The organism is Citrobacter sp. L55, from assembly GCF_002850715.1.
GTDB lineage: Bacteria > Pseudomonadota > Gammaproteobacteria > Enterobacterales > Enterobacteriaceae > Citrobacter > Citrobacter braakii.
Genome location: NZ_KZ559417.1, coordinates 1 through 22779, shown reverse-complemented (window position 1 = coordinate 22779; position 22779 = coordinate 1). Strand labels below are relative to the sequence as shown.

At 40.1% G+C, this 22779-nt stretch carries 21 protein-coding genes and 5 pseudogenes; 4 read left to right on the top strand and 22 right to left on the bottom strand.

The features are described 5' to 3' along the window. Positions 1–173: 173 nt before the first annotated feature. The 4 genes and pseudogenes from B9P82_RS29115 to B9P82_RS24145 form a co-directional block, all read left to right on the top strand. Positions 174–401 (top strand): annotated as a pseudogene (locus tag B9P82_RS29115) (transposase); the annotation flags it as partial. Further along, positions 402–572 (top strand): annotated as a pseudogene (tnpB, locus tag B9P82_RS29110) (IS66 family insertion sequence element accessory protein TnpB); the annotation flags it as partial. 30 nt (positions 573–602) lie between these two features. Beyond that, positions 603–740: pseudogene (locus B9P82_RS29505) on the top strand (hypothetical protein); the annotation flags it as partial. A gap of 69 nt (positions 741–809) precedes the next feature. Further along, positions 810–2405: an IS66 family transposase gene (locus tag B9P82_RS24145; RefSeq protein ID WP_101701081.1), complete on the top strand. Its 1596-nt coding sequence runs from the start codon at positions 810–812 to the stop codon at positions 2403–2405. A gap of 136 nt (positions 2406–2541) precedes the next feature. Here B9P82_RS24145 and B9P82_RS24140 read toward each other — a convergent pair whose 3' ends face one another. The 22 genes and pseudogenes from B9P82_RS24140 to B9P82_RS24035 form a co-directional block, all read right to left on the bottom strand. Continuing rightward, positions 2542–4716: a putative bifunctional diguanylate cyclase/phosphodiesterase gene (locus tag B9P82_RS24140; RefSeq protein WP_101701080.1), complete on the bottom strand. Its 2175-nt coding sequence runs from the start codon at positions 4714–4716 to the stop codon at positions 2542–2544. 35 nt (positions 4717–4751) lie between these two features. Next, entirely contained in the window at positions 4752–5165 is a 414-nt protein-coding gene (locus tag B9P82_RS24135) for a VOC family protein (protein ID WP_101701125.1), read from the bottom strand. A 27-nt stretch (positions 5166–5192) separates the two neighbouring features. Then, positions 5193–5969, bottom strand: a pseudogene (locus tag B9P82_RS24130) (helix-turn-helix transcriptional regulator); the annotation flags it as partial. A 19-nt stretch (positions 5970–5988) separates the two neighbouring features. Next, entirely contained in the window at positions 5989–6549 is a 561-nt protein-coding gene (locus B9P82_RS24125; RefSeq protein ID WP_101701079.1) for a kinase inhibitor, read from the bottom strand. Positions 6550–6651: 102 nt separating this feature from the next. Then, entirely contained in the window at positions 6652–7152 is a 501-nt protein-coding gene (locus tag B9P82_RS24120) for a hypothetical protein (protein WP_101701078.1), read from the bottom strand. A gap of 58 nt (positions 7153–7210) precedes the next feature. After that, entirely contained in the window at positions 7211–7927 is a 717-nt protein-coding gene (locus B9P82_RS24115) for a CZB domain-containing protein (protein WP_101701077.1), read from the bottom strand. A 79-nt stretch (positions 7928–8006) separates the two neighbouring features. Further along, a complete protein-coding gene (locus B9P82_RS24110; protein ID WP_101701076.1) occupies positions 8007–8255 on the bottom strand; it encodes an ANR family transcriptional regulator in 249 nt (82 codons plus the stop codon). Between the two features lie 73 nt (positions 8256–8328). Next, positions 8329–9417 carry a hypothetical protein gene (locus tag B9P82_RS24105; protein WP_143704286.1) on the bottom strand — a complete coding sequence of 363 codons (1089 nt, stop codon included), beginning with the start codon at positions 9415–9417 and terminating at the stop codon, positions 8329–8331. Positions 9418–9631: 214 nt separating this feature from the next. After that, a complete protein-coding gene (locus B9P82_RS24100; protein WP_101701074.1) occupies positions 9632–10279 on the bottom strand; it encodes an ABC transporter ATP-binding protein in 648 nt (215 codons plus the stop codon). After that, complete coding sequence (locus B9P82_RS24095; protein ID WP_143704285.1) at positions 10266–11042, bottom strand: HlyD family secretion protein; 777 nt, start codon at positions 11040–11042, stop codon at positions 10266–10268. Before B9P82_RS24095 ends, B9P82_RS24100 begins: the two co-directional genes overlap by 14 nt. Continuing rightward, positions 11008–12216 (bottom strand): TolC family protein, encoded by a 1209-nt coding sequence (locus B9P82_RS24090; RefSeq protein WP_101701072.1) that lies wholly within the window; start codon positions 12214–12216, stop codon positions 11008–11010. The genes B9P82_RS24095 and B9P82_RS24090 overlap by 35 nt, the downstream gene beginning before the upstream one ends. Next, positions 12210–13358 (bottom strand): FtsX-like permease family protein, encoded by a 1149-nt coding sequence (locus B9P82_RS24085; RefSeq protein ID WP_101701071.1) that lies wholly within the window; start codon positions 13356–13358, stop codon positions 12210–12212. Before B9P82_RS24085 ends, B9P82_RS24090 begins: the two co-directional genes overlap by 7 nt. A 627-nt stretch (positions 13359–13985) precedes the next feature. Continuing rightward, entirely contained in the window at positions 13986–14324 is a 339-nt protein-coding gene (locus B9P82_RS24080) for a hypothetical protein (RefSeq protein ID WP_101701070.1), read from the bottom strand. A 125-nt stretch (positions 14325–14449) separates the two neighbouring features. Continuing rightward, positions 14450–15595, bottom strand: a complete 1146-nt coding sequence (locus B9P82_RS24075) for a fimbrial protein (protein ID WP_101701069.1) — start codon at positions 15593–15595, stop codon at positions 14450–14452. Then, entirely contained in the window at positions 15592–16278 is a 687-nt protein-coding gene (locus tag B9P82_RS24070) for a hypothetical protein (protein ID WP_101701068.1), read from the bottom strand. The genes B9P82_RS24075 and B9P82_RS24070 overlap by 4 nt, the downstream gene beginning before the upstream one ends. A gap of 8 nt (positions 16279–16286) precedes the next feature. Beyond that, on the bottom strand, positions 16287–16898 hold the full coding sequence (locus tag B9P82_RS24065; RefSeq protein ID WP_101701067.1) for a hypothetical protein: 612 nt from the start codon (positions 16896–16898) through the stop codon (positions 16287–16289). Between the two features lie 23 nt (positions 16899–16921). Continuing rightward, the gene (locus tag B9P82_RS24060) at positions 16922–19360 is read right to left on the bottom strand and encodes a TcfC E-set like domain-containing protein (RefSeq protein WP_168188466.1); all 2439 of its coding nucleotides are present in this window, start codon (positions 19358–19360) and stop codon (positions 16922–16924) included. A 16-nt stretch (positions 19361–19376) separates the two neighbouring features. Next, positions 19377–20051 carry a hypothetical protein gene (locus tag B9P82_RS24055; protein WP_101701065.1) on the bottom strand — a complete coding sequence of 225 codons (675 nt, stop codon included), beginning with the start codon at positions 20049–20051 and terminating at the stop codon, positions 19377–19379. 56 nt (positions 20052–20107) lie between these two features. Then, positions 20108–20713: a Cro/Cl family transcriptional regulator gene (locus B9P82_RS24050; protein WP_101701064.1), complete on the bottom strand. Its 606-nt coding sequence runs from the start codon at positions 20711–20713 to the stop codon at positions 20108–20110. Positions 20714–20957: 244 nt separating this feature from the next. Further along, positions 20958–21272 (bottom strand): PapB/FocB family fimbrial expression transcriptional regulator, encoded by a 315-nt coding sequence (locus B9P82_RS24045; RefSeq protein WP_101701063.1) that lies wholly within the window; start codon positions 21270–21272, stop codon positions 20958–20960. Between the two features lie 143 nt (positions 21273–21415). After that, positions 21416–22102 (bottom strand): hypothetical protein, encoded by a 687-nt coding sequence (locus B9P82_RS24040; protein WP_101701062.1) that lies wholly within the window; start codon positions 22100–22102, stop codon positions 21416–21418. A 491-nt stretch (positions 22103–22593) separates the two neighbouring features. Next, positions 22594–22779: pseudogene (locus tag B9P82_RS24035) on the bottom strand (IS630 family transposase); the annotation flags it as partial.

Genomic DNA, 22779 nt, shown 5'->3' with positions numbered 1-22779 from the left:
CGGTTGGTGGAGTAGCATAAGGAATACCACGCCATGAATGAATACCATCAAAAGTAAAACCCATTATTTTACCCTGTTTGATTTCGACCAAGCATGAGTAAGAATTTAACATTTTTAATACCTGTAAATCATAGGGAAGTAAAATCAAAATATTTCAGGTTTTGTTGAATAAATCAAACTCACATGAAATCTTCTGCGCAATCCTGTCGCTGAACAACGTTACGGACTCAGAAACATTCCCGGATCTTATCCGACAGATACACCGAAAAATCAGGTCAGCAGCAGCGGACGGGGCTTACGACACCCGGCTCTGTCACGATGAACTGAGGCGTAAGAAAATCAGCGCGCTTATCCCGCCCCGAAAAGGCGCGGGCTACTGGCCTGATACGTATGCAGACCGTGCAGATGGTCTGTGTCTGTTTACCAAACGACTGGAAGAAGGCCAGTTCCTCTGGCCTGCTGTACGCGACGGTAAAATCGCGATCACTCGCTCACAACTCGCTATGCTCCTCGATAAGCTGGACTGGCGTCAGCCAAAAACAGCATGCCTTAACTCGCTGACAATGTTGTAAAAAGAACATGACCGCATTATAAATAGGGTCATGAGTCAGGACTATCTCGCCCGTATCGTCGCGCTGGAAGATGCGCTCCGCCAGAAAGACAACCAGCTCAGTCTCGTTGCAGAGACTGAGTCGTTCCTGCGTTCGGCGCTGGCCCGCGCTGAAGAGAAAATAGAGAACGAAGAGCGCGAAATAGAGCACCTNCTGACAATGTTGTAAAAAGAACATGACCGCATTATAAATAGGGTCATGAGTCAGGACTATCTCGCCCGTATCGTCGCGCTGGAAGATGCGCTCCGCCAGAAAGACAACCAGCTCAGTCTCGTTGCAGAGACTGAGTCGTTCCTGCGTTCGGCGCTGGCCCGCGCTGAAGAGAAAATAGAGAACGAAGAGCGCGAAATAGAGCACCTACGGGCACAGATAGAAAAACTGCGTCGGATGTTGTTCGGCACACGCTCTGAAAAGTTGCGCCGCCAGGTTGAAGAGGCCGAAGCTCTGCTGAAACAGCAGGAGCAGCAAAGCGATCGTTATAATGGCCGGGACGATGATCCGCAGGTTCCGCGCCAGCTTCGCCAGTCACGCCATCGTCGTCCTCTGCCCGAACATCTTCCTCGAGAAATACAGCGACTGGAGCCTGCGGAAACCTGTTGCCCGGGTTGCGGTAGCGGTATGGCATACCTCAGCGAAGTCAGCGCGGAGCAGCTGGAACTGGTCTCCAGTGCCCTTAAAGTGATCCGTATCGTCAGGGTGAAAAAAGCCTGTACCCGATGTGACTGCATCGTTGAAACGCCAGCGCCCTCACGTCCCATCGATCGCGGTATCGCCGGGCCAGGGTTGCTGGCCCGGGTGTTAACCGCGAAATACTGTGAGCACCTGCCGCTGTATCGTCAGACTGAAATCTTTGCCCGTCAGGGGGGGGGGGAGCTGAGTCGTGCGCTGCTCTCCAACTGGGTGGATGCGTGTTGCCGCTTAATGGCGCCACTGAATGATGCACTGTACACCTACGTGATGGACTGCCACAAACTGCATACCGATGATACGCCGGTGCCGGTGCTGGCTCCGGGGAAAAAGAAAACAAAAACAGGGCGTATCTGGACGTATGTACGCGATGACCGGAACAGCGGTTCGTCAGATCCGCCAGCAGCGTGGTTCGCCTTCTCGCCAGACCGCCAGGGGAAGCATCCCCAACAACATCTTCGACACTATCATGGTGTGCTGCAGGCGGATGCCTTCGCAGGCTACGACCGCCTGTTCATTGCAGAGCGTGAAGGTGGCCCGCTGACAGAAGCTGCGTGCTGGGCCCACGCACGCAGAAAAATCCACGATGTGTACATCAGCACCCGAACGGCGACAGCAGAGGAAGCCCTGAAACGTATTGGCGAGCTGTATGCCATCGAGGAAGAAATACGCGGGCTCCTGGCAGAAGAACGGCTGGCGGCGAGGCAATCCCGGAGTAAACCGTTACTGGCATCCTTGTATGACTGGTTGGTGGAGAAAAGCGCAACGCTGTCGAAAAAATCGCGGTTAGGCGAAGCGTTCGCGTATGCCCTGAACCAGTGGGAAGCGTTGTGTTACTACAGTGATGACGGCCTTGCAGAGCCTGATAATAACGCTGCTGAACGCGCGTTACGAGCGGTCTGTCTTGGCAAGAAAAACTACATCTTCTTCGGCAGCGATCATGGTGGTGAACGTGGTGCCCTGCTGTATGGACTGCTCGGGACATGCCGGCTCAATGGTATAGATCCGGAAGCCTATCTTCGCTATATCCTGAGCGTACTGCCGGAGTGGCCTTCGAATAAAGTAGCTGAACTCCTGCCATGGAATGTAGATCTCACCAATAAATAGCCGTCAATACGGCACTCACTTAACGTTTACCAACATAGAATGTTGATGACCAATAGTCATTACCTTTATAAGTGATAGTCAGTGGCTATTACCCCAGGATAAATACTAATAAAGTTTAGTGATGGCCTGCAGAAAATCATAGCAGTGTATACTGTGGCTGTTGGTTATTAATCCGATATTGCTCTTTCAGAGCTATAATTCCAAGGGGTTTACTGAAATAGAATCCCTGCAATTTATCACATCGGCTCTGAATTAACAGATCCATTTGTTTTTCTGTTTCCACCCCCTCTGCTGTAACACTCATACCCAGAGCACCAGATACAGATATTGTTGCCCTCACAAGGGCTAGCGCCTGTAGGTCTGCGTCCATAATACTTACCAGCGATTTATCAATTTTTACTACGTCAAAACTGAAACGGCGCAGATAACCGATACTGGCATAACCGGCACCAAAATCATCAAGTGCCAGCCGTATACCCAGTGACCTGAGTTTGTTCATACTTCTTTTGCTTTGTTCTGCACAGCCTGAAAGCCATGTTTCCGTAATTTCCACCTGAATTCGCTCTGACGGAAACTCTGATTCCCTGAGTATCTCCTGTAATGTGGAAAGAAAATCAGCTTTTTCAAGCTGGGCTGGTGAAATATTAACAGACAACCCAATGTTTTTGAGCGGTAAAATATCCCTGAATGCACGTCGTAAAACAAACTCCCCAAGTGGGGTTATCAGGCCACTGCTTTCTGCAATTGGAATAAATTCATCAGGGAACATCTCTCCACCAGGTCTGCGAGGCCATCGAACCAGGGCCTCCACAGATGAAATACACAAGGTGCGGGTGTCTATAACAGGTTGATATACAACATCAAATTCATTGTTGGCCAATCCAGCACGAAGTTCATTTTCAGTCTGTTTCTGCTTTGTGAGCCGTGAGTCAAGTAATCGGCTGTAGTGTGATATTCGGTGTTTACCTGATGATTTGGAATCATACATAGCTATATCAGCCCGCCTGAACAACTCGGCACAGGAAAGTTTTTCTCCATTATAACTTGCAATACCAATACTGGCACCGGTATGAATAACCTTACCGTCAATATTTACCGGTTGTCCAAGTAAGCAAAGGACTCGTTGTGCAAACAAGTAAGCAATATGCTCAGAATCAGACCCGCAGTTTGCCATTGCAAACTCATCCCCTCCCAATCGAGCCAATATGCCTTTATCAGGAACTAATTCTTTAAGAAGGGATGACAAATGGATAATCAGCCTGTCACCAGTATCATGCCCATAAATATCATTGACTGCCTTAAAGCCATCAAGGTCAATAATTACGAGGGTAATTCTTCCATCTGAATGGTATTTATTCAGCCAGCCAGCCATGCTTCGACGGTTTGGTAAGCCACTCAGCCAGTCAGTTAAAGCAGCTGTACGGGCATTCTTCTCACTAACCGCAAGCCTGTATATACCTGTGTAACTGAAAAGAATGAAAGTAAGAATGAGTATAATTGACAGAATAATAATAAACAGAATATCACCTGCGGCCTGCCTTGCAGCTCGGGCACCGGGCAACTCAGGTTGCCAGCTAAGATATCCTAAAACACTTTCATCAACAGCCTTAAGAGGAATACTAAGTTCGCCCTCAGGAGAAGCAGACACAACAGGTTTATTTATTTTGAAAGAAGAATCCAGTTCGTTCAGCATACGCTTATTCATGTACTGAATAACTACAAGATAACGTTTCATGCCTGCGGGCAAGTCAGATACCCCGGTTACTGGACGTATAAGACCAATCCCAAGCAGAGCAACTCCCTTGTCAGTAATGGTAAGCCCTGAGTAACTGTTTTGTCCGGTCGAAAGAAGGTGTCGTTCTTTTTGAATAACAGCCTGTAATCCTTTCCCCAAAAAAGCTGTACTGACTTCTGTATAGGGCTGTCTACTGACAGAGCCCCAAATCACACGGAAATTCTCATCAAGTACCAATGTACCGTCATAGAGTCGATTTACTTTATAGTCGGAAGCAAGAGATTCAGTCAGCCACTGATGATCAACAGGTGTCTGGTATACAGCCCTCGCAGCTTCATCCCAGACAGCATTATCAACAGTCATACTCTGAATCATACGCAGTCGTGACTGAATGGCCCCATCAACAGTCACTACTGCACGATGATTATCTATTCTGTTAGCACCGGAACTGATAAGATTTAATGAGAAACAAAAAAGTAATACAATTGTTATAACAAGTGCTAATCCAGATATAATGACAGCCCTGAGGAGTGAGGAAGATGTGGGGAGAAAACGACATAATGATAATCTGGGCATACCCACCTCATGGATGTAACATGTAATGACATTTTTTATACACAAGAAGGAAAAAGGAAATCAGAACACTTAGCATATCTGGACAACTCAATGAGATTCAAATCTGGATCCCGGATATAACATGAAATAATCTCCCCTCTCGCACCAGTTCTGATAACAGGCCCTTCACAGATGGCAACCCCCTTGCTCAACATCATCCCGATAATATCATTTATATTATCAGAGACTATGAAACATAAATCGAGCGAGCCGGGTACCGGTAAATGCGCCTTAGGTTCATATTCATTACCGTACAGATGAACATTAATTTTTTGGTTACCAAATAAAAAGGCTATTCTGTTATCGCCAAAAGCGACTAATTGCATACCAAGAATATGGGTATAAAAGTGAGTACAGGCCTGAATATCATGAGTTGTAAGAACAATATGATCGATAGAGTTAATCTTCATGTATGTATCCTTAAAATCTGAGGGGCAGCGAATATTTTTTGGACAGATACCGTAGTGTTTTCGGAATCTGGCCGTGAAACGGGAGCCTGAGAGATAGCCACTCTGGAGTGCAATCTCTCCTACAGGGATGTCAGTAGACTGGAGCATCGATAGTGCATGAGACATACGGACCTCTTCTACAATTTGTCTGAATCCTGTTGATTCCTGCTGAAGACGCCTTCTGAGCGTAGATCCGCCAACACCGAGCTGACGGGCTACATCCTCAACAGTCCACGCCTCTGCAGGAGAAAGCATAACAATCTGCCGTACACTGTCACTGAATCCGTCAGATGCCGGACGCAGAAGAGGGAGAATATAACCCTTCTGGTGTAAGATACTGAGAAACCCTGTAATAAGATGTTCCTGAAAATGGAAGGAAAGGCCCTGCCGGGATGCTTCAATAATGTTATTCCATAAAAATAACAGTTCAGGATTAAAAGGAACACAAAGGGATTTTTGTGGCTCAGAAATAAATTCAGGAGAAGCTGTTCTTCTGAACGCTGAAAGCAATTGTGGTCTTAAAAGCAATAAATCAGAATGGAAAAAACCCGATGAAGGATGATTAACAATGTCAAGCGACAAATCCGCAGGAATAATAATTAAGTCGCTGGCTGTAGCTGTCAACTGTGTATCACCATAAAAGAGCGTCTTATGTCCCTGTGTGACATGGAAAAGGGCAGCTGAATAGAGATTAACGCGATGCAGATGCCTTGAAGTGACACAAGTCAACGTAAAATTCTTATTTATGAGATAATTTTTCTGCATCGCGAAATCTCTTAAAGGTTTAACGTGTAGCTACAGCTGTCAGAACGGCCTTGCTTAAAACATTGCTGTTAAGCATAAAACCAACAAGTGCACCCGATGACTGATTATCAATTGGAAGTGTATCTGTCTTCAGCGCCCATACGGTAAACTGATAACGGTGAGCTTTATCGCCTTCTGGAGGACAGGCACCACCAAAACCTGCATAACCAAAATCGTTACGCCCCTGGACGGCTCCAGCCGGAACACCGGTATTACTGACATCACCAGCACCTGCCGGTAGGCTGGTAACGGAAAGAGGAATATTAACCATAGTCCAGTGCCACCATCCACTGCCAGTAGGTGCGTCCGGATCATAGACTGTAATAGCGAAACTTTTCGTGCCTGCAGGAATATTTTTCCAGGACAATTGAGGTGAAACGTTTCCTCCAGAGCAGCCAAATCCTTTAAAAAACTGACCGGGATGAAGAGGTTTACCTTCCTGCATATCACTGCTTGAGAGACTAAATTTAGCAGCACTTACGCTCGCAACAGCACTAACAAGTAATCCGGCACCCAAAGCAAGACCTGAAATTTTGTTCATAATGAATATCCTTTGATGAGGTTAGAAAATTAAGAGTAACAAAAACAGGAAAATGAAATATGCCAAATCGATATGATTTAGTGACAAAACGCTCAGCAAAAATTAAAAATGTATCTGAAAACTGATTACTAAAACAGACGGAAAGATAAGCCCCCCTTCAATACCTACCTTTTCATTAAAGTCAAACTGAACCGCATGGTAAATGTAAGGCGCAAATCCGATTCCAGTAATATTACGTACGTTATGATTAACACCGTCATCACCACAGTGACTAAACTGAGGAATGAAAAATTCACCAACGTAAGCATAACCACCTTTGAATTTCCATCCATCTCTGCCCCACCAGTCCTTTCGGAGGCCTAACAGGATACATCTATCAGAAAAACTGTTAAGCAATGTTCCGGCTGAAAATCTGTAACTGGATGCAGGGTTGCTGTTGCCTTCAATGGCAAAAAACTGATTATTTGTATACTGTGTATATCCCTTCCCCTGTCCATCTGTATGCCAGATATAAGCTCCGGGATTGATAGATAACATGCTTTTAGCAAGGCATAGCAAAGGAAGGCACAGTAAAAAGGGAAACAAAACACGCAAAATTTTCATATAAAATGAGATTACACCCAGAAAGACACACGATAAAATAAAGAACTAAAGTCATTAATCATTTAGATAGTGATAAAGGTGACTGATTAAGAATATTTATTTTATCATCAAGTTTATCGAGAGCCATGACCAGGTTCTGACTCTTATCCTCAATATCAATTAATAGAGTCTGCAACTCATGCGGATTTAATCTGTTAAGTTCCCGATTTAAAAAGTCATCAACAACCTTATGGAGTAGATGGTGACGAAGATCAAAATCATGAAAATCAGATAAATGATGGAATCGTTTAAATCCTTCACCATGGATCCATAATCCTAAGGAGCAGTGCTTTTCCTCAAGAATTAGATCATTAACAACACCGGAAAGAATAGAGATATATAAACGGTCGCGCCAAAGATAATGTTTAGCCTTGAGTAAAGAAAAAAGAAGACTATCAGCAGTAAGAATAATTTCAGAATAAGAATATGAAAGATTACCTTGTGTAGATGAAATGTTATCGTAGAGTTCAGATGTCAGTGTTTTTAGTTTTCTACCTTCTTTAATATGTAAATCATTATTAACATCAATCCTGTTGAAAGATTTTACTAGTCGGTACAGTCGATTCAAATAAGGAGTAAATAACTGTTCAAAAGTCCTTAAACGAAAGGCTAAATCAAGCATAGTATTTCTCTGACGAAGGGACTTGTTAATAGTATGTTCAGCATAAATAGTTTTTGTGAGCATACTATGATATATATGACGTACCATGACATCGCGTAACTCATCTCGTAACATAATTCAATCCAAATTAATCTTTTTATTTTTAAACAATATATTAATAATGTGAAATAAATTTACAAACTAAAGACTATTATCAAATCAAAGGGGCATCCCCCTGAGATATATTTTCAAATAAAATACATGATGTTGCACGTTTTCTACAAAACTCCATACGAGCGCGAGCCCAGTCATAATTGAGAGTATTGTGGGCTAAAAAAGAAGCTTTTTCCCACTCTTCCATTGCGATACTGTAGTGCCGACGTCGTTCATTAAGACGGGCATTTGATGCTAAACTAACATAATTATCAGACTCAACAGAGTCAGAAGGTAGATTATGACTCATTTAAAAAACCTCAGCATGTGGATAAAAAGCATTTATATCGCGCCAGTATTAAAAATAACATACAGTTAAGTTTTTATAGTGACATACTTATATCGAGTCTGACAAATGGAGACTCCAGGGACCTCTGAAAAAAACCATGATCTATGGTGCCGTTTCGATCAATATAAACCGAGCCCCCAGAATCCTGTACAGATAGCAATGGGGTATAGTCAGGTGAGAGCATAAAATATGAAAGGATATTACCAAAAATAATTGAACGATTAAAATCTGAAAATGAATCAGATTTTATATCTGTATACCTGGACTGAATAACATTAAGACTTGACTTACGATCTGTCAGGGGATAGAAAAAAGCTTCAAAACATGAATAGGTTGTAATGTCTGCTGAGTTAATCAGTTTGTGCACTTTTTTTATCCTGGATGATGGAGTTGCAAGGTAATCAGCACTAAAATCTTCATCTCTGTATAAGAAACCTCTTGTTTCCCAGCCTGGAACAAGTTTCAATTTCGGATAATAATCAAGGTGATGGCCTTCAATAAAAAGTGACGAGCGATAGTTATAATCAATACCATTGTCAGAGTAACCATAGAGGCTCAGAATATAGGTTTTACCAGAACGTTTTTGTAAATCGCGGATTAAAGCCTCTGTTTGCATTCGGCGGGCACCACGTTTAGCACCGAACTCGGTGGACTCTGAAAAGACAACAACATCAACATCTGAATACTGATCGATATCATTCATAATATTATCAATATTATGACCTTTATCAACATACATACCTACCTGAACAATCAGAACCCTGAGTGTTTTGAGATCAGCATTACGATGCTCTTTAATGTATAAATTAGTAATAAATATGGCAAACAACATCAACATTGCTGCAAAACGCAGTGTAGGATATTTACCAACTATTACAACAGGTAAAAAATACAGTAAAAATGTATTTATTAACGGGTGGGAAAATCTGGGTAAAAAATCTGATATTTCACTTATTCCATATAAAAGAATTAACGGGTGAGCAGGTATGATGAATGCCTGAGAAGGAATCAAACAAAGCAGAACAGGGCACAGTGATAACATAGCTCCAATCTTACTTTTACCCAGGATTATTAAAAAAACAATGTGTAGATTAAAAACCAGTAATGGTGTAAAAACGAGCACCCCGGGACCAGTGGTGACTATGCCTGAGATTTGGGATCCGAAAATAAAATATAAAAAAAGAAAATCGAATGCTAACAACAGAAAAACAGAATACAATTTTTGTATTCTAAAAATTGAGAATAACAACAATAAATATGAGCCAAAAATCAACAAAATGTCTATATAATACATCTGCCATCACCGTATCACTGAAATCTTTTATATAAATTTCTTGCTAACTGTTATAGGTTATTTTTTTATCCATAATATGGTAGCACGTAAAATCGGACTTTATAAGATTTAGGTCATGTGTCACCATAACAATAGTTACACCTGAAGCATTGATAGTCTCAAGTATGCTCATGATACGTTTCTTATTTTCTGAATCGAGACTTGCTGTAGGTTCATCGGCAAGAATAACTTTAGGATTTTTGATTAAAGCCCTTGCCAGAGCAAGTCTTTGTTTTTCACCACCAGATAAGAAAGCTGCTTTGCTGTTCAGATCCATATAAAGGCCCACATCCGAAAGATGAGTGCTGATATTATTACAGTCAGCCATATAAGTAAAAGGAAGAGAGCTTTTCATATTACGTAAAATACTTTGCCTGTCATTAATGAGGGAGTCCTGAAAAATATAGGAAAAATATTTTCTTCTTACCTCAAGCATTGCTACTTTATTTTGATGATCTATAAAGTCATCAAAAACAAAGTAATCTCCAGTAAAATCAGAGTCCAGACAGCCTATAATATTCAGTAACGATGTTTTCCCTGCTCCTGAGGGTCCCGTTATAACAATAAAATCACCTTCGTTAACAACAAGAGCCGTATTTTCAAGTATAGTACGTTCAGAAAAACTCTTTTTACAAATGTTAATTTTTATCATTGGAATAAACTTCAAATGCTGTATCGATTAATGGTAAAATATCAGAAGATTCCGGAATAGTAATAGTAACTATTTTAAGTCCATCCGTGTTTGCAGGACCTGCTTCAGATGATATACTGGTAATCTTTCCTGTGCCCGTAACATTATTATTAACCAGTGAGCGAAAGTTAACGATCTTTCCAGAAGTGAACTCAGTACTGACAACAGGATCAACTTTAATTCTGATAATAAGTTTATCTAGTGTCGTCACCTGCGCAATTTTATCACCGCTTTTAACAAACTGACCGTTACTGACAAAAACCTCTCGAAAAATAAAACTACCCTTAATTAAAGGAGTGCTTTGCTCTTCAAGAAATGAAAGTTGTGTTAACTCATTTTCTGTAAGGCGAATATTCATTTCATTTTCATTAAGCTCATCAAGTTTTATATAAAAATCATTCTCACTCACAAACCCCTGACTAACACCTTTTTTTAAAACATTAAGCTGAGCACTGAGCCTTGTATTTTTATTTTTTAAATCTTTGAGTTTCAGCAAGGCAATATTTTTGTCAGAGGAAATTTCTTTACTTTTTATTTCATAAAGAGTTCTGTTTTTCAGTATTGACATCCTTTCTGTTTCATCAATGCTGAATAAAACAACACCTGACACAGGCGCAGAGAAGGTAAGTGTGGAACCACCATCAAGCACCCCATAATATGGGGCGGCGACAACAGTTTTTATCAAACTACTAATAAAAAGAAAGACGAATGCGATGGCCTTCAAGATTACTCTCCATTAACTTAAAATCTAACTGAGATTGATTATAAGCATTAAGTTCATTCTGATATTCTATAAGCGAACCAGTTTTGTTAGTGTATCTAAAGTAGGCGTAATCCACTTTCTTTTTTTCCATTGCCAGTATTTTTTTATAAACAATAACTTTCCGCTCCAAATCTTTTAGCTTTGCTTCAGAATCATTCCTTTCTGTAATTAATCTAGATAATTCGTTATCCTCAGATAAAAAGGATGCTGATAAATCAACTGCATATTGTTTTTTTTGCGTGGTATAAGAAACAAAACCACTTAAAGGTATGCTAACTGATAGCCCCGCAGTATGATCAAAACCGCTGTTAGCATTACTGACCATACCGCCATTTTTAGGTGATACATTGACGGATATATCAACAGCAGGAGACAGAGAAGATGCCAGGCTCTTTTCAAAGTTTAATTTCAGGTTGTCTCGCTCCTGCTCACTGTACTTTTTGTTAAGGCCTATTAGACCATCACGTTTACAGGCCAGAACTGACGAAGCTGATATCGATTTAATCTTGTCAACATCAACATAATAGAGCTCATGTAATTTTTCGATTTGTCTTCTAATTTCACTTAATTCAGTTTCAACTATATCTTCAGTCTTTGTTTTTTCACTTAAAAAGATCTGCAGCTCAGCTCCAGAGATATTGCCGTAATTATATTCATACTCATTCTTTTTAAGTTGTATTGAAAGTAACTTAAGCTGTTTCTTATATACACCTAACCGTTCATATCTGTAATTTATGTCAGAAACCGCATCATAAACAGACAAGATGTAGTCTATACGGTCAATTTCCTCCATCAGCCTATTTTGCAACGACTTATTATTAATAATTTCGTTCGTTTTGAAAAAAATCCCTCCAGAGTAAAGCGATTGTGAAACAGAAAGACCAAGCGATGTATCCCCCGCATTTCCGACACCAGAAATACTATTAATATTCTGGGATGTAGAGGCAGAAACAGATGGTAAAAGAGAAATGTTATTATTTTCTCTATCAATATCTAAAGACTGAGAAGATAATATAGAATTCCGATAACTGTATGTTTTTTTCCATGCATTATCTAGTATGCATTGACTATCTGCAACACCTTCTGCTACAGGTAACAAACACATGAATATAATTATGATGTTTTTGTTCAGCACAGCCGCCCTCTGATTAACACGACAGGATTCAGTTTATAAAATCCGCGACCACAATAAACAGAAGTCAGGAATCCTGCTATAAACACAATAATATATACAAACATGACAATTTCGAATCTTACAAGCAAGTTTACATTTATGTAATGAACCAAAAACTGGAGGATTATGAAAGACATAAATACAGAAAGAATAAGAGACGCAACGGATTTTATAAACATCTCGGTGCATACTTGGATAGTTATCGCTTTTATACTAATACCATGAATGATTTTTAGCGCAAACTCAGTTCTCCTCTCATCGAACATTTTTCGGCACATGATAACCATAATAGCCACTGATGAAATTAACAGAAAAATGTAGATGAAATTTGAAAGAAGCGAGAATTTATTTATAACATTATCGACAGACATTTTGGCATTCAGGAATGACGATATATCCCCTCCAGATTTGAAATTATCATTTACAAATTTTTTATAATGCTCGACATCTTCAGTAGTTACTTCCCGATTAAATTTCACTGTAGCATTATTAACTCTCGTATCAAGTTCAAGTCTCATTGCTGTATTTAAAGGGACAAAAACCGTGTCAGACTTAGCTTCACCCAAACCAAGGCTGTCAAGGAACGAGGTGACTGCAAACGATTTACAACCAACAATCCTGAACGGGATGCGATTAATCTGGATAAATTCCGGAAGTGTTACTGAACAATCACCTTTATAAATTGCCACATTATCTCTAAATAAATCACTCAGGCCAAGACTTCTGACTAATGAAGAGGAACTTTCAACACCTATGACCGGTGTATACCCTTGGGGAAAGTCTGCAACTGCAGTTGAATTGGTTTTCAGGGAGCTGTTTTTTTCAAATAACAGTTCACGGTTAACCCCGCTGAGCTTTGACTTAGCTTCCTGTATGGTTGGTGGTATTCGGTAATATATTCGTATAGTATTGTTACCATCAATTCTGAGTTCATCCTGAGCTTTTTTACCGACGCTGTATATTGCCGAATCAACAACACAAATACCGGACAGGCTTAACGAAAGAAAACATATAAAAAACACAGTCTGCTTTCCATATTCACAGAGTGAGTATATAGATTCGACAATAAAAACCATAAATGCAGAAGCATTTTTTTTCAACACTACAACTATTCCTTAGAGGGTATCTGGTAAAATAACCAGATACATACATTCATAAACTACAACCAAGTTATCTTGCCCAGTGTGCTGCACTAATATATTTATACGTGTTAGTGATTATATAACCAGACGGGACAGTATAACTTTTGGAAGGCCCGATAATAACTTGATCGATTTTATTTATATTTCCTGTATTCTCGTAATGTACTCTATGAATAACGATTAATGCATCAAAAGCCCATTCTTTTTGAACTGGTTCCAGACATGCTGATCTCATTCTATAGCTCATCGAATATGGAGTATACACAACACAATCGGATGGTTTAACACTTGGCTCGTAGGGTTTAGGGGCAGCCATTGAATTTAAGGCTAACAGTACAGAAATTAAAATGAGAGTTACTTTAAAAACATACGTAATACTTTTTCAGGTTTTAATCTGAGTGAATTATTAAACACCACCACAAAATAATTTAAATATTGCATTACAAAAAATAGCTAGTAATGCACCTTTTAATACATATTATAGATTGATTTTTATATTTAATACCTGTGTTATATACTTTATCATGAAAACACATGCCTGAAACAGCTGGCATGTGTCATTACGTTAGATATTCAACGATTTAGTTTTTACTGCGCCCAATAAGCTGATGAAGGATTAAAACCATCAACAATGTAACCTGCAGGTGCAGAAGAGTATCCCTGGGTTGGAGTGACAAGGCCATTTGGACCCGCGCTTACCTTACCCGTTGCAGTATTCTTAAGCCAGACTCCCACACCAACACCTTTGGCGTAACCACGCTGAACAGGCTCCATACAATCCTGATAATTAGTAAGATATACAATCGACTTTCCATTAAACGTGATACACATGTTTGCATTAACTTTCGGTTTGTAAGGTTCAGAAGCTGCCATTGCCTGAGAGGTCAGTGCTGCAAAAGCGATTCCAAAAATAATTTTTTTAATCATAATATTTTCCTTTTAACATTAAACCCACTATGGGCATTTTACCAAAGAATAATAATCATCATGATATTATTATTCTTACACCATTCAAACAAAAATTAAAATCACCGCCCCAGCTATACAGAATTTCATGATTCAAGGTCAATCTGATAAACCGCAGTTAGAGTGTCTGTATATTCTCCGGAAACCACACTGGTTTTATCAACAGAGAAACTGGCATCAAATCGCCCCTGCATTGCACTTGCGCTTTTAGGCAGGTCAGTAAATACAACTGTACCACCACCTACGCCCTGAGTAGCAAGTTGAAACTTTCGTGTTCCAAGAGTCGTACTCAGACTGTATGGAATTTTCTTTGTCGTATCGAGACTATTTATCAGTGAGAAATTATTTACTGATGTGACATTAAGCGTCACTCTGTCGTATGGCGTAAACTGTCCATTCATAACATAAGGGACGGTCACACTACCATTGACTTTGCTTCCGACAGTCTGAACAGTAAATGTGTTATCCTGGGATAACAACGTAACATTATCAAAGTATGGTTTTTTTATTATAGTTAAATTATTTATATAGGGAATGTTGGTTTTAATAGAACCTTGTGGATTACCTGCTGATATAAATATTCCAGTAAATGATTGATTCCCAACATAAACGTCAGGAGGAGCCTTTCTGTATGAAATATCCTGTTGTAGTAAATCTAAACGAAGATAAAAATCCCTTTCAACCCCAGTGGATCTAATTACTGAAGATGAACTACCATAATTGTATTCATTAGTGATACAATTACCTCCATCACTTGATATACTTGAATTAACATTAATTTTGTGTATGACATTTTCTGCTGGTCCATTGTCTTCTACAGAATCACAACTACCTCTTATACCATTCAATAGCCCTACATTACCATTTGCATCTAGGGGAATACTTCCGCTCAGTTGAATACTTGAATTTCCAATTTTTCCGTACACATTAAAGGTATGTCCTAGTCTTTTTCCCTTCATCTGTATAGTAACTAGACTTGTTGCACGGCCATATCCCCAATACGAAGACTTCCTTGGTGAGTTAAGGTTAGTAAATTGAGCATCAGTATGGCTGTCAGTGATCTTGTAAAAACCAGATCCATCGTTGGTATAAGTCATAGCGGGCTCAGTACTGACAATGTTTTCTTTTTCAATTACTCTGTTAGTAATCGTAAACTCTGAAGTGAGTGTAACAGCATTCACAATATTACTGAAGAATGCTAATGCAATATAACCTGTTATTCTTTTTATCATAATATAACCTCTTTCAGCTTTTTATTCAGGTCGGAAAAACTATAAAATACCAACGTAGTCTCGCCCGATAATTCTGAATCTATCGTTTTGCTCGTACCAGGCATCGAAATTATATTACTGAGACATTCCGACGGTGAGTTACTCGCACAACTTCCTGGCAAAACTCTAATTATCTTGTTACTTATATTATCTATAATAATTTTGTTCCCATCCCTGCGTGCACGTATATCGCCTAGTAATTCACTGGTTCCCGGCAGGATAAGCCATGTTTTATAACCAACGGAGACCTGTAATGACGAGTTATCTATCTGCACTCTTTCGGCGTCAGGGATGAAAGATATACCTATTACCATATCTTCGGACTGGCGCTCTGAATTCCTGATTATTTTTAATTTTACTTCATCACCTGCATCCAGCACCACCTCTCCGGGCTCGACGAGCACTGGCCATGCTGATACATTATTAGCGTCGAGAGGAAATTCTTTTCCTTTATCATCTCCGCTCATAACGATGCCTGATAAACTAACATGTATATATTCGCGCCCACTCTCACGATCACTGGTGAGCACAACACTATTATCCTGTCCATTCATTACCTTCAAAAGGCTGTCAACCTTGAAAGCATGAACATGCAGGGACAGGACTGAACATACTATGAGCAGTGAAAAATTAAAATATTTCATATAACCTCCTACAGCGTCCTGCTTATCAGCATTGAAACACTTCCTCTGCAAAAGCCACCTTTACTCATCAGCTCCGCTGAGCCACTCACAACAGGAAAACCAATCTTAATTTTCAAATCAAGAAAATAGTTACCATCCAGCCCCTGAAGCCATGAAGCAGAACTGTCAATTCGTGCTGAACGCGACGATGATGGCATGGACACCGAATTTCCACTCCATAACAGAGAATACGTATATCCTGTATTCACGCCGGCAAGAGCCGTTGGCTGTGACTGAGCAGCCAGCCAGTCAGGATTATTATATGAGCATGTATACTGATCGTTTATAATCTCAACCAACACCGGTACCTTTTCGCTTTTTATCACTCGCAGTAATAGTTCATGGTCGTCAAATTTTTTTGTCGTTTTATTCCATCTTGCATTTTCATACAGGGATGATAAAGGGGTAACATCTATGGTTTCCCTCACTGTCATATCATCTGTTATTGTTGCCTTTAGTGGAATTTTAAGTGTTGCGACCCTTCCATTCTCGGTAATTGTCGCTTCATTAATTGCCCGGGCACTACCGATGCTCATTAGCAATACAGACAGCACACCTGTTAATGCAGTTTTTCTTAACATAAAATGTCTTCTCCGGCATTAATCTATCTGCAGGTTACGTCATAAAAGCGTTTTCCCGGTACGGCATTTACCCGGCAACTGTAATTACCCGCCCGAATCTGTGTAAAGTCACCCATGAATTTAACCCGATACACACCACTACTCAGTCTGCCAGTAGAAATACAATTCTCTGCATCACAGGTTGCACCTGATAAATATCCACCGGATTCACTTCTGGCAGTAACAATCAAACTGCTCACTTTTACAGCTTTTGTACTGACATTTGTGCTCGACCCCGGAACCATGACAACCGTCCTGGTTTCTCTTGATTTCCCGCTTTCAAGGACATAATCCCCTGATTCAGTACTCGCTGTCACTTTTAACTTATGGTACGGAGTAACAGGAATTATTCTTTTCTTACCGTCAAGATAAATTGTTGTATTAGTTGTCATATCCTTAACTGAAACATCATAGGCTAAATCGCGGTCAACAGTGATGAAAGCATTGTTCAACTGGCCTGATGACACGAAATCAAGACCTGCTCCACCCAAGACCTGAGTACTGTTTCCGCTTAATGTATAACGTCTCTGCCCATTATCAGTCTGATAATAATACCCCGAACCATACATATACTTACTGTTATGTGATAATGTATATCCTAGTGAACTGTATCTCTCATCTGCCAGGTACGTGCTTGCAGATACTCTCTGCGACCATGCTTCTGAAATACTGTCAGTATAATCAGTAGTTGCAGTAGTGCTTGTCTTCCCGCCCTCAGTATAATATGTCGAGCTACTCAGACTAACTTTGTTGCTAAACAATGGTATCGTAAAACCAATGGACACATTATACCCTGAACCGGATAATTCTTTATTCATACCCGAATACACTGACGCGCCATTACTGGCAGTATAAAAAATGTTAGCATACACGCTTCGGCTACGGAAACGGGAGGTAGACGTATCCCCCCCGGCGAAAATATTGTTGTCCTTATCAATACCCGTAAGAATCAGTGGCGACTTGCTGTCGGTGTATAGATATCCACCATTCAAACTGAACGAATTAGTCAGTGATGTATTGTAGTTTGCCGTGAATGACGTATCACTCCGTTTACCTTTCTGACCTTCAGCCCAGCGCTCTCCCGACATTGTTTTATTATAAGTTAGTGATACACCGCTGAGGAAAATGCTTCCTTCATAATATCTCAGACTGTCAGATCCAGCTCCCAGTTTAGCAGTCAATGAAAAGAGTTCCCCAGCATAATTTAATCCTGTAGACGCGACGCTAAGAGTATCTACAAACCCTCCACCTAAAAACATGGCTGTATTTGTCAAAAAGGGAACCTGAAAACCACCTTCTAAAACCTTTTTATCTTCTGCTGGTACATAACCATAAGCATCTGTACTTCGCCCACCAAATAAGTGCCAGGAGAACTCATTGACGCTTCCGTTGACATTGTTCACAATCACGGCCTGACGTGATACGACTTCACCGGAAGCAGAACGAATTAAAAGTTCTGCCGTATAATTACCGGATGGTAATCCATCCAGATTAAGATCGTTATAACCTGCTACAGTTGAGGCTGTATAAACAGTGCTTCCATTCTTTCTGACCTCGACACTGCCATTTCCCGGACTGTAATAGCGGAAGTTTCGGTTTCCATAGCTTCTGTCAACATACTCACTCGCTGTCCCCACCCTCAGACCTGTGAGTGATGTTCCGGAAAACAATGACTGTGAACTGGAGGAGTTAAAGTCTGATGCTGATGCCATCCGTCCTGCCGAGAACTTACTTTTCTGAAGTAAGGCGTGTGTAAAATACAAGTCATCGACCTGAGACTCATAATCAGACTTATATACGTTATAAGTCAGGAACCCTGAATTAAACCCCGACCGACCCTGATCTCGCAAATAGTAAGAAGGATTGTTTTCATTTATACCACCATCATAGTAAACCGAAATGTTGTTAACCATTCCGGCACCACCATTCATACTAAGATACGCATTTTCCCCCGACTCCTGCTCCAGTATCTCAGGAGCAAAAAAAACACGTACTACTTTGTCGTAGTAATCAATTGCGAAGTCAACATACTCACTTGGAACAACACATTCACTCCTTCTCCCTTTACAGGATGAGGAGTGAACAAATCCCTCTGTCTTATTCTTTTCAACTATCTTCTTAATATCAGATGATTTAACGCCCGACTCTTTGAGAAACGACGCAAAGGAATCATTATCCTTAAATTTCACAGTATCGATAGACAATTCTGCATCAAGATAGGTCTCATTTACACCGTTAAATGTTAACTGTACCTGCTCTGAACCAGGTGAAACGATTGATGCATAACGTGACGAGGCAATACTTTCACCATTAGCAAACGCCAGAGAGTTAAGAGATGCAATAGCCATAGAACGCTCATCTGCCACAGCATTCAGGCTTAAGCCCATTGATATCAAAATAGCGAGTTTTGCCGGTTTACACACAGTCATCACCTGATTGTTATAAATCTATTTTCTTCAGCATTTTATTCTTATCGCCACCTGCATAAAAACTAAACTCAGCCTTCTTTGTTTTCACGCCCAGTTCTACTTTTTTATCCACACCTGGTCGTATAAACAATTGCCCTCTGCATGAGTTTGATTCCCGCTCATTACCGCAATAATTTATGTCCACTTCAAGAACTTTGTTGGTGCTGTTTTTTATAATATAGCTGCCAGACACACTACTTTTCTCTACGAAAACGTCCCCTTTCAGTGGGGCATTTCCAGGCACAATCATCCATACTTTATAACCAAAACCTATATTATATTTTTTCTGGCCTTTCTGTCCGATTAAATCCGGTGTAAAAGTAATACCGAATATCCGATCTTCATCAGTTGCCTCAAAGTTCTTTTCAATCTTTACCCTGACCTGATCTCCCTCCCCGAGTATTATTTCTGATGGTTCTGCGATAACTGGCCAGGAGGCAACATTTGATAGAGATAAATCATCTTCAACACTCTTACCTTTTACTGCCTTAAGTTCTGAGATTGTGGTATATATATATTCTCGGGAATCCTTTTTATCACCAGTCAGAATAAAAAAATCCTCTTTATTCTGATATTTAACCATAGAGTCAACGTTAAAAGCATAAGCTGTAAATGGTAATAATAAAAGAGCAAAAAACCTGTACATATAACAACCTCAAACACTTTATATAAGGAGGGTTTCCCCTCCTTACGGGATTACTGTTAAATATCTACTGCAAATACAACTGGTGCAGTGAAGCTGATTGAAGAGCCTTCAGCTACATCTGTTGCTGTCGCTTTTGCATTTACATCAATAACGACATGAGATTCTTTGGCATCAGTTACAGCAACATCAGAGGCATTAACATTACCTACTTTCAGTACTTTACCATTCAGGGTAATCGATACCTGACCGTCTGCAGCGGTATCTGTGGTGCTCAGGGCAAGCTGTTTGTTACCAATAAAACCGCCTGATACAGGCTCTGAACCCAGATATGCTTTAACAGTATTCATTGTGGTACCACGGGTAACTGCTGTACCCGGAGTGATAGTGCCCGTAACCGGAACAATAAAGAAGTCATAAGGCTTCACACCAGTTACAGAAATGGCTTTAGTGGTGTTATCCATTACAACGTTAACCTGCTCAGTGCCCGGCGTATATGGAATATCCAGTCCATCAACAAACGCCCAGCCAGTCCCTGTTACTGGCGCAGTAGGAACAACACCCTGCCAGTTAAATGTCAGTTGCCCGGTGGTTACCCCTGCTGATGCAGAAACAGAAATAATGGCCAAAGATAAAGCTGAGGCTACCAGCGTAGTGTTTTTCATATTTTTTAACCTTACAATAATAATTTTAGATAAGAGACTAACTCATTAAGAAAGTGTTGTAGCTTAAGCCAAACTTACTTGCAAATATGCTGTAATTCGCAAGGTGATGGTTAAAGCAACATACCACTACAAGTATGTACTCCTGCCTTAGGATACAGACTTGGGCTGGTATTTTTAGTTTCAATTTAATAAATTCTGACCTAAGCACAAATTAGAGTGATGGTGAAGGTCTTTCCCTTCCATATTAATCTACAGCATATCCTTCCGCTGACTTTTCTTCACTTAGTTTCAGTGAGCAAATACATGCAATAGTTTCACTCACTACTCGCATGTGGCGATATTTAACTGAAAGATTGCTTTGGCTTACATTATTTTTTTCACATGCCTCCTGACGACTTAACCCATGGACAAGAAAGTCTTCTAGTGCATTTCGCACAGGCACGCTATGCAAAACACATACTTTGATAAGTAAACGAAAGTATCTTATATCTACTTTTCCCGGCATCAAGCCCGGGTTTGTCCTCTGGATGTGCAACGAATCATATTTTACAGTTGACATATTTAACCACCTTGTTACATCAGAAAGATACTAATGAATTAGTATCTTAAAAATACCATAGATAAAACGAGGGAAACCAATCGTATTTACTGAGTTATATACAAAAGTTTTTCCGCATCACGCTACCGCCCCGGAAAAGTAGCTTACGCCTTTACCGTCAGAGAGGAAGTAAAATCCCGGCTATAATTTTTGATATTCAGCGCATGCATTGTCATCCAGCGGTAGTGATATATCAACTTTCTACTTCTGCCTGTCATGATTGCTATTTTTGCTGCAGGTTCACCATTCAGCATCCAGCTCATGACCATCTCGCGTCCGCGTGCAGATGGAATCATGTTTGGCAGTCGTTGCCATATCCAGAGATCCAATTCGTTTAGTACCTGCTTTATACTTGTTTCTTTTCCTAATACCCTTGTCGGCGGCTGCGGAAAGTATAAATCTCCTGAACTAATAAACTCAGTTAAAATAAAATGTGGATAACATGCAATTAGGGTGTTGTATTCCTTTAATAATATCCCTCCCATGTATTCTGCCACCATGCGATCTGAATGCAAAAAAAAATTTTGCACAAACATCATTACTGTTTCCGGAAAACTCTTTCTTAAAGAAAAAATTACTCCAAAATTACTTCTCGGCGGAAGATCGATTATGATCATCTCAGGAGTTATCCCACTCTTACAAATGGAATCTACAAAAGAGTCTATATCATCACATATCTCTGCTTCCGGACTCACATTGTTATAGCTCCCTCCAATAATGCTCTCAAGTGCTATCCTTCGCGTCCAGTCAGGAGAATAAACTGGCAGATAAAAATGTGATTTCTTCTTCATAGCTGTATTTCATCGGTCTAAATTTCTTGCTGATGAACTTTCTCTTACTAAATGTAGTTTTATGTTTCCCATAACCAAAGTATAAATTATTTATCCTGACGATTAGATGTATTTATCAAGGGGGGGGCTTTAATAAAATCATAACAAAATTTTTACAACATAGGTTATAATTAACTATCTGAACTTATATATAAAAAAACATTAAAACCATTGAATGGACAGTTTTTTTTATATCAATTGTAATTTGTACGCTTTAACGTACAAATAATATTAATTACATAATCTCATATTGTTACCACCTCCCCGCTGTTTCGCATATCACTATCGCCAAATTTCAATTTCTATATTATATACGCCGTATTTTTTGTTTTTTTTTACATAATTCTTACACCAGTCAGAAAAAATAGGACAAAGTGCAATTAGAAATTTCTCTATTCTGAATAATGCTTCTATAAAATTGTCGCCTGTCTAAATAGCTGCGCCTAATACCGCTACACTTTTGCCAGCCCATGTTTGCCTCCGGGGAATGGGCTGACGATTTCCATAAAATGGCGAACTTTTTTCAACAGTTGCCACATTGAGCGGCACTGATGATTGCGCGTTATTGTGTCGTGCAGCGCCTGCCATAACCGCTCTACATGATTCACCCACGGCGAGTATACCGGTTGATAAATGAC